Genomic DNA, 12,934 nt, shown 5'->3' on the forward strand with positions numbered 1-12,934 from the left:
ACATTGTTCGATGACTGTATATACTGTTATTTATCAACTTATAAATAAGCGATAGAGCTTACGAGGGTGATGGACTCGCCGAAGATGACGTCACCTGACAAGTTGGAAGGAAACAAAGGAGAACCGATGGAAGCAACGAGCGAGGCGGCGCGGAAGCTGCCCAAGGCGGGCGCCGACAAGAAGTCGGCCCGCAAAGCGAAGAAGAACAGCAATGCCCAGCACGGCTTCAAGCTGTTCCTCATGATTGTGCCGTTCCTGATCTTTTCCGTCCTGTTCAGCTACCTGCCGCTGTTCGGATGGGCCTACGCATTCTTCGACTACCAGCCGCCGATCCCGCTGTCCGAAAGCGAGTTCGTGGGCTTCCAGTGGTTCAAGATGCTGTGGCAGAACCCGACGCAGCTCAAGGCCATCACCCAGGTGCTCATCAACACCTTCGCGATGTCCGGCCTGAACATCCTGACCTCGTTCCTGCCGCTGTTCTTCGCCATCGCCCTGAACGAGATCCGCGCGAAGTGGTTCAAGAACCTCATCCAGACGCTCACCACCCTGCCGAACTTCATCTCCTGGGTCCTGGTCTACGCCGTGGCCTTCGCTATGTTCTCCTCCACCGGCATGGTCAACGAGCTGCTGCAGAACCTGCACATCACCACCGAGCCGATCAAGTTCCTCGACTCCGATTCCCACACCTGGCTCAAGATGCTGCTGTGGGGCATCTGGAAGGGCCTCGGCTGGGGCTCCATCCTGTACTTGGCCGGCATCGCCGGTATCGATCAGGAGCTGTACGAAGCCGCTCAGGTCGACGGTGCGAACCGTCTCCAGCAGATCATCCACGTGACGATCCCGCAGCTGATGCCGACCTTCTTCGTCCTGCTGATGCTGAGCGTCTCCAACTTCCTCAACAACGGCATGGATCAGTACTACGTCTTCCAGAACGCCTTCAACACCGCTCACATCCAGGTCCTTGATCTGTACGTGTACAACGTCGGTATGACCGGTTCCAGCCTCTCGCTGGGTACTGCGATCTCGATGCTGAAGTCGCTCGTCTCCGTGGCGCTGCTCATCGGCGTCAACGCGCTCTCCAAGAAGACCCGTGGCGAGTCGATCATCTGACGACAGAGAAACGGAAAGGTAAGGAATCATCATTATGAGCAGCACCGCAACCGCCGCTGTCGCGACGAACCCGAAAATCGACCGCCGTACGCGTGGCGAGAAGATCTACAACGTGTTCAACATCGCGTTCTTCGTGATCTTCGCGTTCATCTGCGTGTACCCGTTCTACTACCTGATCATCAACTCCATCTCCAACAACGCGGCCTCCGCCGCCGGCGACGTGAACTGGCTGCCGCAGGGCTTCCACCTCGCGAACTACAAGGCCGTGTTCAGCCTTGACGGCCTGAGCCTCGCGGCGTTCATCTCCGTGGCCCGTACCGTGATCGGCACCGCCTGCACCGTGTTCGCCAGCGCCTACCTCGGCTTCATGTTCACGCAGAAGAAGATGTGGCACCGCTCCTTCTGGTACCGCTTCGTGGTCATCACCATGTACTTCAACGCCGGCCTGATCCCGATGTTCCTCACCATGAAGAACCTCGGCCTGACCAACAACTTCTGGGTGTACGTCCTGCCGGCCGTCGTCCAGCCGTTCAACATCATCCTGGTCAAGACCTACATCGAGTCCATCCCGGCCTCCCTGCAGGAAGCCGCCGAGATGGACGGCGCGGGCACCTTCACCGTGTTCGGCAAGATCGTCCTTCCGATGTGCACGCCGATCCTCGCCACCGTCGCCATCTTCTCCGCGGTCGGCCAGTGGAACTCCTTCCAGGACACGCTGATCTACATGACCAACATGAAGCTGCAGTCCCTGCAGTACCTGCTGTACACCTACATCAACCAGGCGTCCGCGCTGGCCAACTCGGTCAAGCAGAGCGGCGGCGCGATCACCAACGCGGCCGCGATGGCCACGGCCCAGACCCCGACCTCGATCCGTATGACCGTCGCCGTGATCGTCGTGCTCCCGATCCTGTTCGTTTACCCGTTCTTCCAGCGCTTCTTCGTCAAGGGCATGATGCTGGGTGCCGTTAAGGGCTGAGCCGTAACGGACAGTCCAGTGGACTGTCCGTAGGCTCAGCCTGAGCGAGCCGATAGGCGAGCGAAGGCAGCATTGAGTCTCGCCGTAGGCGAGTCCGTAATTGCAGCGCCGCAGGCGACGCATGCAATACCCCAAAACTTAACCCCACAACGTAATCCCCGGTTGGATTCCAACGCTGGAAGCCAACCACCAACCAACAACACAAACACAAGTTTTCCCCTAGGAAATCAAAGGAAAAGGAACAAGGAGGTTTCCGTCATGGAAATCAAGAAGAAGCTACAAGCGGTCCTGGCCACCGGCCTCGCCGCCGCGATGATGGTGTCGCTGGCCGCCTGCGGTGGCGACGATACCGCGTCCGACAAGGACGACGGCTCGCTGATGACCGTCGATGTCTTCTCCTCGACTGCAAACGCGCAGGGCGAGCAGAAGGGCTGGTTCGCCAAGATCATCAAGGACAAGTTCAACATCAAACTGAACCTGATCTCCCCGAACGTCGCGGGCGGTGGCGACACCCTGTTCAACACCCGTTCCGCCAACGGCAACCTCGGTGACATCGTCATCGTCGGCACCGGCAACGGCCGTCTGCAGAAGCTGGTCAAGGCCGGCCTGATCTCCGACATGACCCCGTACATGAAGGACGCCAAGAACCTCAAGAAGTTCCAGGGCGCGCTCGACCGCGTCACCAAGATCGCCGGCAAGGACGGCGTCTGGGGCGCCCCGTCCGCCGTGTCCACCCAGTCTCCGACCGATCCGTCCGAAGGCGACGAGCCGGGTGCCGCGCCGTACATCCGCTGGGATTACTACCGCGAGATCGGCTACCCGGAGATCAAGGATCTCGACAGCTTCGTCGATGTGATGAAGCAGATGCAGGACAAGGCCCGCGCCGACACCGGCCAGGACGACATCTACGCCCTCTCCCTGTTCAAGGACTGGGATGGCGCGATGATGCAGAACGCCCAGGCCATCGCCGGCTGGCTCGGCTACGGCACCATGAACTCCGTGCTCACCAAGGCCGACGGCTCCAACGATGAGTCCGTCATCAAGGAAGGCGGCGTCTACGAAGAGGTCCTGCGCTTCCTGAACAAGGCCGAGCGCGCCGGCCTCGTCGATCCGGAATCCACCACCCAGACCTGGGACAACCTGTCCACCAAGGTGACGCAGGGCAAGGTCCTCGTCTCCCTGTGGAGCTGGCTGGGCCAGCCGCGTCAGAACACCGCGGCCAACAAGGAGAAGGGCGTCGGCTTCATGCTCGCCCCGCTGCAGAGCATGCAGGTCTACTCCGACGGCTTCACCCCGAACGGCATCGACCCGATCATCGCTCTCGGCTCCAAGGCCAAGAACAAGCAGCGCCTCGTGAACTTCATCGACTGGCTGTACTCCCCGGAGGGCGTCTACGCCCAGGCTTCCAACGCCGGTGGCGCGATCTGCCCGGAGAAGATGTGCTGGGACAAGACCGATGACGGCAACGTGGTCAACGACTTCGGCGAGAAGGCCATGAACGAGGCCGACGGCCTCGAGGTCCCGGCCGAGTACGGCGGTGGCGAGTACAACAACGGCACCTCCACCCTGAACATGAAGAACGTCGCCCAGAACGACATCGACCCGAACACCAACGAGACCTACAACTCCGCCCTGTGGAAGTCCGAGCTCGCCAAGTCCAACAAGCTGCGCGACGACTGGTCCAGCCACATGGACGGCGCCAAGAACTCCATCGAGTACCTGCAGAAGACCAACAAGCTGCTCGTCGCGGCCGGCGCCTCCTACACCGCTCCGGAAGAGAGCTCGCAGATCTCCACGGTTCGTTCCCAGATCCAGACCGAGATCGTCAACGCCTCCTGGCAGGCCGTCTTCGCCGACAGCGACTCGAAGTTCGATCAGATCCTCAAGGACATGCGCACCACCGTCAACGGCCTCGGCTACGACGAAGTGCTCAAGATCGACTCCGACAACGCCAAGGCCCAGAACAAGGCCCGCGAGGAAGTCATCGCCCAGTACGAGAAGAAGTGATCCGGCCGCACGCAACGTGCGCACCGAACCGATCGGCTGTCCGATAACCGAGTCGAATAACTGAACCACAGAGGGCGTCGTGAACGCGAAAACGCAGTTCCGACGCCCTTTGTCATACGTAACACCCTGGCTGTTGCATGGTTCTTGGCTCCCCTTGCTAGGGGAGCTGTCACGCAGTGACTGAGGGGTAGTCACACCCGCCACGTGCAACCCAACACAGCAATATCCAGCTGTATCAATCCAACCGCTTCACCAAACCGCTTCACCAAACCGCACGAATCAGCAGGAGCATCATCGATGACCGACCTGACCACCATCGACGCCGTGATCGCCGCCGGACCGTACGCCGACACTTGGGAATCGCTGTCGCAGGCACCCGTGCCGAGCTGGTTCCCGGACGCGAAATTCGGCATCTTCACCCACTGGGGCCTGTACACCGTGCCCGAATACCGCAACGAATGGTATTCGCGCAACATGTACATCGAAGGCTACCCCGAATTCGACCACCACCGCGCAACGTACGGCCCGCAAAGCGAATTCGGCTACAAGGACTTCATCCCGCTGTTCACCGCCGAGAAGTTCGACGCCGACGAATGGCTCGATCTGTTCGCCAAATCCGGCGCGAAATACTACTTCCCGGTGTCCGAGCACCACGATGGATTCCAGATGTACAAAAGCGAGCTGTCGCACTGGAACACGGTCGACATGGGCCCGCACCGCGACATCATCGGCGAGCTGCGCGACGCGACGCTGCGCCACGGACTGCACTTCGCCACGAGCAACCACCGCGCCGAACACTGGTGGTTCATGAGCCACGGCCGCGACTTCGACTCCGACGTGCGCGGGCCCGAGGCGGACTCCAAGGGCGGCTTCTACTGGCCGGCCATGCCCGAGCGGCACGAGGCCGACATCCACTCCGTGCCGCGCCCGACCGACGAATACCTCGAGGACTGGCTGCTGCGCGTGTGCGAGATCATCGACAGCTACCAGCCGGAACTGCTGTACTTCGACTGGTGGGTGCAGCATGAAGCGTTTAAGCCGTACCTGCGCAAGCTGGCCGCGTACTACTACAACCGCGGCGCCGAGTGGGGGCGCCCGACGTCGATCTGCTACAAGTACGACGGCATGGCGTGGGGTGCGGGCATCGTCGACGTGGAACGCGGCGGCTATGCGGACGCGACGCCGTTCGTCTGGCAGACCGACACCGCGATCGCCCGCAACTCGTGGTGCTACACGAACTCGCTCGACTACAAGGGCGCGGACGAACTCGTGATCGCGCTGCTCGACGCGGTCAGCAAGAACGGCAACCTGCTGCTCAACGTCGGGCCGCGCGCGGACGGTTCGATCGCGGACCACGACCGCGAGCTGCTCGAGACGATCGGCGCGTGGATGGCCGCCAACGGCGAGGGCATCTACGGCACGAAGCCGTGGCGCATCACGCAGGAAGGGCCGACCACGGCCGGCTCCGGCATGTTCGCCGATCAGCAGGCGGTCGAATACACGGCCGCGGACTGGCGGTTCACGACCAAGAACGGCGCGATCTACGCGTTCTGCCTCAACCCGGCCGGCGCGGCGACCGTGACCTGCACGACGTTCGCCGACTACCATGACGAGATCCGTCCGCCATTCAACGGCGTGATTGACACGGTCGAGCAGCTCGGCGTGGGCTCAGCACCGTACGAACGCACCAACGACGGCCTTGTCATCACGCCGGTATCGCGGCCGGGCATCGCCGCGAACCTGCCGGTCGGCTTCAAGATCACCGTCAAGTAAGCCGCGCTTTCAGACCGGCAGAAGCATCACAGAAGAAGGAAACCATCATGACCACCATCACCGAAACCAACAAGGCCAAGGCCCGCGAACTGCTCGCACAGCTCACGCTCGACGAGAAGGTCGACATCATCCACGCCGCCGGACTGTTCAAAAGCGGCGCCGCACCGCGCCTCGGCATCCCGTACTTCCACATGGACGACGGCCCGATGGGCCCGCGCGAAGAGCTGCACAACGACAACTGGGCGCCGCTGTGGAACACGCGCGACCGCGTGACCTACCTGCCGTCCGGCTCCGCCGTAGCCTCCACCTGGAACCGCGCGCTCGCCCGCACCGTCGGCGAAGTGCTCGGCGAGGAGGCCCGTGGCCGCGGCAAGGACGTGATCCTGGGGCCGTCGCTCAACATCAAGCGCAGCCCGCTGTGCGGCCGCAACTTCGAATACATGAGCGAGGACCCGTACCTCGCCGGCGAACAGGGCGAACAGTACATCCGCGGCGTGCAGGAGTCCGACGTGGCCGCCTGCGCCAAGCACTACGCGGCCAACAGCCAGGAGACCGACCGTCTCGAGGTGGACGAGACGATCAGCGAACGCGCGCTGCGCGAGATCTACCTGCCCGCGTTCGAGAAGGCCGTGAAGAAGGCCGGCGTGCTGTCGATCATGGGCGCGTACAACCTCGTCAACGGCACGCAGTGCTGCGAATCGGCCGAGCTGCTCGACCAGATCCTGCGCGACGAGTGGGGCTTCGACGGGTTCGTCGTGTCCGACTGGAGCGCGGTCAAGCGCACGGTCGAAAGCGCGAAGGTCGGCCTGGATGTCGAGATGTCGGTCACGCCGAACTTCGACGAGTACTACTTCGCGAACCCGCTGCGCCGCGCGATCGCCGACGGCAAGGTGAGCGAGGCGGACGTGGACAAGAAGGTGCTGCGCGTGCTCGCCGTGATGGACGCGCTGCACATGCTGCCCGCCGCCGACGGCACGAAGCCCGCCCGCAAGGCCGGCTCCTACGCGACGCTCGCGCACGCCGCCAAGGCGCTCGACGTGGCGCGCGAGTCGATTGTGCTGCTTAAGAACGAGAACGGCGAGTCCGGTCGCCCGGTGCTGCCGCTGGACGAAGGCTCGCTGCGCCGCGTGCTGGTCGTGGGCGCGAACGCGGACCGCATCCACTCGAACGGCGGCGGCAGCGCGGTCATCAAAGCGCTGCACGAGGTCACGCCGCTGCTCGGCCTCAACGGCCAGCTCGGCGGCAATGTCGAGATCGAATACGTGCTCGGCTACGACGCCAAGCAGGTTGTGCAGGACGATTCGTGGCAGGAGGAGAGCCTCGAGAACTCGGTCGGTTCGGCCGAATCCGACGCCGAACGTGCGGCCGCGCTGCGCGACGAGGCCGTGGCGAAGGCCCGCGAATACGCGGCGGCCGGCGATCCGGTGATCTTCGTCGGCGGGCTCGACCACGAGCACGACCTCGAGGGTCGCGACCGCGAGGACATCGAACTGCCGTACGGTCAGGACGAACTGATCTCCGCGCTGCTCGACGCCGCACCGGACACCGTGCTCGTGTTCGTCGCCGGCTCGCCGGTCGCGATGCCGTGGGCCGACCGCGCCCGCGCGATCGTGTGGAACTGGTACAACGGCTGCGAATCCGGCACCGCGCTCGCCGAGACGCTGCTCGGCCGCGTCAACCCGAGCGGCCACCTGCCGGAGACGTTCCCGATCGCGCTGGCCGATTCGCCGGCGCACTCGGTCGGCACGTTCGGCCCCGGCCTGCACGTGCGCTACGACGAGGACATCTACGTCGGCTACCGCTACTTCGAGACGCGTCACGTGCCGGTGCGCTTCTGCTTCGGCCACGGCCTGAGCTACACGACGTTCGCGTACTCGGATCTCGACGTGCGCCGTGTGGACGACGAGGTGCGCATCGCATTCACCGTGACGAACACGGGGGAGCGCGCGGGCAAGGCCGTGCCGCAGGTGTACTTCGGCCTTGAGGGCACCGGCGAGGACCGTCCGGTCAAGGAGCTGCGCGGATTCGAGAAGGTGGCGTTGGCCGCGGGCGAGAGCCGTCAGGTCGAGATCGCGCTGCCGGCTGCCGAGGCGCTGCGCTACTGGGCCGTCGAGGCCGAGGGCAAGGGCGCGTACGGCCCCGGCGCGTTCGCCGTGGCCCCGGCCGCCGCGGTCTACGTCGGCGAATCCGTCGAGGACATCCGCCTGACTGGCCACCTCGACTAAGAACGGGCCCAGAGCGGTGTGCCGCCCGGCTGGACGAGCTTCGTCCGGCTCGGGCGGCTTCCTTCTCGGTCGCCGATTCCGGTCGGTCTTACTTTGCGGGGCGATCCGCCGGCAGCGTCGCCGTTTTGCTCCGCCAGCCGGCCTCTTCGCGGGGCCGGTTCATGTCGCCTTCCCGATTCTGCCCCGCAATCAGGCCCTTCTGTGGGGCTAGTTCGGCATGTTTCCCGGTTTCGCCCCGCTAATGACTGCCTTTGCGGGGCGTGCCGTGGTACTTTCTGGGTTTTGCCCCGGAACGGGCATCTTTAGCGGGGTGGGACCATGACATCTCCCGGATTTGCCCCGCGGAGATCCCTGTTCGCGGGGCGGAACCGTGATGTCTCCTAGGAATTGCCCCACGCGGGTATAGGGAGTGGGGTAGTTCCGGAAATCATCGCTGCTTCTTCCCGCTCGCGTGCAGATATCTCCACGGGGCCGATCCATGCCGTTTTCCCGGTTTCGCCCCGCTAATGACTGCCTTTGCGGGGCGGAACCGAGATGTTTTCTGGGTTTTGCCCCGCAAAGGGTGTCACTAGCGGGCGGAACCGGGAAATCATCGTCGTGTTGCCCCGGAACGGGTATCTCTAGCGGGGCGAACCCGGGAAACAGCCGCCGGTTCGCCCCGCCCCGTTCCGCGAGGATTCCGCAATGGAATCCGCGATTTCGGCGTGTCGAATCTTGTTATTTATAAACTTATAAATAAGATAAAAACAAGTAAGGTCGGCTTCCCATGGAAGGGTTGTCGGCAATCTCGCAACGAAGGAGAAGCAACAATGAAGTTCCTCAACGGCGGCTGGCTCGTCAAAGACGGCTTCGACGTCAAGTACGCGGCCAACGTGTACACCGCGAACGTCGAGCCGAAGAAGCTCACCCTGTTCTGCCCGTTCGGCGTGCCGATCCACCACCCGGGCCAGACGCTCGACGGCGGCATCCTGACCATCGAGGTCACCTCCCCGCGCGAGGACATCATCACCACGCGCCTGATCAACTTCAAGAAGGACCGCAGCCACTGCCCGAAGTTCGCGCTCAACGAGTCCGACCCGGCCGTCACCATCGCCGAGACGGACGAGAAGTGGTCCTTCACCTCCGGCAAGCTCACGCTGGAGATCTCCAAGGGCGAGACCATCGACTTCAAGTACGTCTACGATGGCAAGACCATCGCCCACTCCGGCTGGCGCGCCAAGGGCCTCGTCACCGATCCGGAAGGCCGTCTGCACGTCTCCGAGCAGCTCGACCTCGGCGTGAGCGAGAAGATCTACGGCCTCGGCGAGCGCTTCACCAACTTCGTCAAGAACGGCCAGACTGTCGACATCTGGAACGAGGACGGCGGCACCGGCACCGAGCAGGCGTACAAGAACATCCCGTTCTACCTGTCCAACAAGGGCTACGGCCTGTACGTCGACAACCCGGGTAAGGTCAGCTTCGAGGTCGGCTCCGAGAAGGTCTCCCGCGTGCAGTTCTCCGTGCCGGGCGAGGAGATGAGCTACTCGGTCATCGGCGGCAAGGACTTGAAGGGCATCCTCAACACCTACACCGACCTGACCGGCAAGCCGCCGCTGGTTCCGGACTGGAGCTACGGCCTGTGGCTGTCCACCTCGTTCACCACCGACTATGACGAGAAGACCGTGATGGAGTTCGTCGACGGCATGGCCGAGCGCAACATCCCGCTGTCCGTGTTCCACTTCGACTGCCGTTGGATGAAGGAACTCGAGTGGTGCAACTTCGAGTGGGACGAGACCAAGTTCCCCGATCCGGAAGGCCTGCTCAAGAAGCTGCACGACCGCGGCCTGAAGGTGTGCGTGTGGATCAACAGCTACATCGGCCAGAAGTCCCCGCTGTTCGAGGAGGGCGCCAAGAAGGGCTACTTCATCAAGACCACCGACGGCGAGGTCTGGCAGTGGGACAAGTGGCAGGCCGGCATGGCGATCGTCGACTTCACCAACCCGGAGGCCACCAAGTGGTACCAGGACAAGCTCAAGCACCTCGTCGCGCAGGGCGTCGACTGCTTCAAGACCGACTTCGGCGAGCGCATCCCGACCGAGGGCGTCCAGTACTACGACGGTTCCGATCCGGAGCTGATGCACAACTACTACACCTACCTGTACAACAAGGCCGTCTACGACGTGCTCGTCGAGACCAAGGGCGCCGACCAGGCGATCCTGTTCGCCCGTTCCGCGACCGTCGGCGGCCAGCAGTTCCCGGTGCACTGGGGCGGCGACTGCTCGTCCAACTACCCGTCGATGGCCGAGTCGCTGCGCGCGGGCCTGAGCTTCGGCATGTCCGGCTTCGGCTACTGGAGCCACGACATCGCCGGCTTCGAGGACAAGCCGACCCCGGATCTGTTCAAGCGCTGGACCCAGTTCGGCCTGCTGTCCTCCCACTCCCGCTACCACGGCTCCACCGAGTACAAGGTGCCGTGGCTGTACGGCGATGAGGCGGTCGAGGTGTCGCGCGAGTTCACCGAGCTCAAGCTGCAGCTCAAGCCGTACCTCGAGGCGATGGCCAAGGAGACTCACGAGACCGGCGTGCCGATGATGCGCGCGATGGTGCTCGAGTTCCCGACCGACCCGGCCTGCGAGGACATCGACACCCAGTACATGCTGGGCGACGACCTGCTGGTCGCTCCGGTGTTCTCCGAGGACGGCACCGCGCGCTTCTACGTGCCGGACGCCGGCGGCGACCACGCGGGCGAGGCGTGGGCTAACCTGCTGACCGGCAAGACCTACGAGCCGGGCAAGTGGTACACCGAGCAGTACGACTACCACACCCTGCCGGTGCTCGTGCGCCCGGGCTCCGACCCGCTGCACGTGTGAGGTGTGAGACGCGGATGATGTGAGATCAGCTTCAAGCGGCTTGTCAGTAGGCTGCTTGAAGCTGTTTCACGATCAAGAGGCTATTTGAGGCCGTTGCCGAGGTCGGTTTGCCGATCGAGAGGCAGCCGATAGTTGTCATTACCCAATTTTTCGCGCTACAACAGCTGTTAACGGTGGTGTCATATGGGATATATAGCCTCTCGATCGACGAACCGATCCCGACACGATGATGGATCAGCCTCTCGATCGACAAACCGTCTATTCCTGACCGTGCATCCAGCGTCTCCGACCTATCGTTCGCTGGACGTGACGCGATCCATATCGATTCTTTGACAAACAAGGACGTTTCCTCATGACCCTGTTCAACTGCAAGCCGGCGCGGCGCATCGCCTCCGGCTTCCACCCCGACCCGACCATCTGCGAGACCCCGCAGGGCACGTACCTGATGGTCAACAGCTCGTTCGAATTCTTCCCCGGCCTGCCCGTGTTCGAATCCGAGGACGGCATGCACTGGCGCAAGATCGGCGACGCGATGAACCGCCCCGGCCAGTTCCCGTACGAGACGATGGGCAACAGCCAGGGCATCTACGCGCCCACCCTGCGCTACCACGACGGCGAGTACTACCTCATCGTCACCAACGTGAACAAGGGCAACATGATCCTCACCTCGGCCGACCCGCACGCCGGCTGGTCCGAGCCGATCTGGGTCGAAGGCTGGCCGGGCATCGACCCGAGCCTGTTCTTCGACGACGACGGCACCGCGTACATCTGCGGCAACGAGGGCGGCGGCGAGGACGAGCCGGCCGGCATCTACCTGTCGAAGATCGACGTCGCCACCGGCACCGTGCTCACCAAGCGCCAGCGCATCTGCGGCGGCATCACCGGCTCGAATCCGGAAGGCCCGCACATGTACAAGCGCGGCGGCTTCTACTACCTCATGTGGGCCGAGGGCGGCACCGAATCCGGCCACATGGAGAACATCGCGCGTTCGACCAGTCCGACCGGTCCGTACGAGATGTACCCGGGCAACCCGCTGATCACCAACCGTTCCACGCACCTGACGCTGCAGGCCATCGGCCACTGCGACTGCGCGCATTTCGGCGACGACCGCACGCTCATGGTGTTCCACGGCACACGCAACAACGACGAATACCCGGCGCAGGGCTGGATCGGCCGCGAACCGTACGCCGTGTGGTTCGAGTGGAAGAACGATTGGCCGAAGCTCGCGGACCAGTCGTACGACTGCGAGCTCAACGGCTGCGGCGAGTCGCTCGAGCAGGATGTCGAGTGGATCACGCCGGCGATCGACAAGACCGGACGGTTCACGGTCGGCGGCGGCGACAAGCGCATGGTCGCAGGCCCGGTGCCGCGCGAGGACGGTTCGCTGTGCGATTCGAACGGCGTGACGGTCGACATCCACGCGGCCGAGCAGGACTTCTCGCTGGACGACGGCCCGACGATGGTCGGCACGCGGCAGACCGATTTCCGGTTCGAGTTCGGCGCGACGTTGGACGATGCACGCGAGCTGACCGACGGCGAGACCGGCGTGGCCGTGTACGCGAACGCGAACCACTATCTGACGATCGCCGTGCACGCGGCCGACGACGAGGATCTGCTGCGCGTCGAAGCGGTTGCGCACAATGCGGGACTGGTGTCGGTCGTCGGCTCGGTCAACGAATCCGCCGACGCGACGCTGCGTCTGATCGTGCGCGGCGACGACCGCGGCTACGAGTTCGCCGTGAAGAACACGTTCACCGGCGAGGAGCAGCCGCTCGGCCGCATCCCCGGCAAGGTGCTCAGCTTCGTGAACGCGGGCGGCTTCACCGGCATCCTGCTCGGCGTCTATGCGCACGGCCGCGGCGAGATCACGTTCAGCGACGTGCGTTACACGGTGTGATTCTCAACTGTCATTTCGACCGGAGGCGAAGCCGGGGTGGAGAAATCTTTGATGCGGCGGTGTTCAGAAAGATTTCTCCGCTCGCTGCGCTCGGTCG

7 protein-coding genes are annotated in these 12,934 nt (G+C 63.5%); all 7 read left to right on the forward strand.

The genetic code is table 11. The features are described from left to right. Positions 1 to 126: 126 nt before the first annotated feature. The 7 genes from AC1A0G_RS07680 (at position 127) to AC1A0G_RS07710 (ending at position 12,837) form a co-directional block, all read left to right on the forward strand. Positions 127 to 1,110 carry an ABC transporter permease gene (locus tag AC1A0G_RS07680; RefSeq protein WP_476528639.1) on the forward strand — a complete coding sequence of 328 codons (984 nt, stop codon included), beginning with the start codon at positions 127 to 129 and terminating at the stop codon, positions 1,108 to 1,110. Between the two features lie 34 nt (positions 1,111 to 1,144). Continuing rightward, positions 1,145 to 2,086, forward strand: coding sequence for a carbohydrate ABC transporter permease (locus AC1A0G_RS07685; RefSeq protein WP_476528641.1), 942 nt, complete (start codon positions 1,145 to 1,147; stop codon positions 2,084 to 2,086). 258 nt (positions 2,087 to 2,344) lie between these two features. Continuing rightward, complete coding sequence (locus AC1A0G_RS07690; RefSeq protein ID WP_476528643.1) at positions 2,345 to 4,093, forward strand: type 2 periplasmic-binding domain-containing protein; 1,749 nt, start codon at positions 2,345 to 2,347, stop codon at positions 4,091 to 4,093. A gap of 297 nt (positions 4,094 to 4,390) precedes the next feature. Continuing rightward, positions 4,391 to 5,866, forward strand: coding sequence for an alpha-L-fucosidase (locus AC1A0G_RS07695; RefSeq protein ID WP_476528644.1), 1,476 nt, complete (start codon positions 4,391 to 4,393; stop codon positions 5,864 to 5,866). A gap of 47 nt (positions 5,867 to 5,913) precedes the next feature. Further along, positions 5,914 to 8,091: a beta-glucosidase gene (locus tag AC1A0G_RS07700; RefSeq protein WP_476528646.1), complete on the forward strand. Its 2,178-nt coding sequence runs from the start codon at positions 5,914 to 5,916 to the stop codon at positions 8,089 to 8,091. Between the two features lie 809 nt (positions 8,092 to 8,900). After that, a complete protein-coding gene (yicI, locus tag AC1A0G_RS07705) occupies positions 8,901 to 10,940 on the forward strand; it encodes an alpha-xylosidase (RefSeq protein WP_476528648.1) in 2,040 nt (679 codons plus the stop codon). 352 nt (positions 10,941 to 11,292) lie between these two features. Then, a complete protein-coding gene (locus AC1A0G_RS07710) occupies positions 11,293 to 12,837 on the forward strand; it encodes a glycoside hydrolase family 43 protein (RefSeq protein WP_476528650.1) in 1,545 nt (514 codons plus the stop codon). The last annotated feature ends 97 nt before the right edge of the window (positions 12,838 to 12,934 follow it).

Source organism: Bifidobacterium sp. LH_230 (assembly GCF_056357555.1).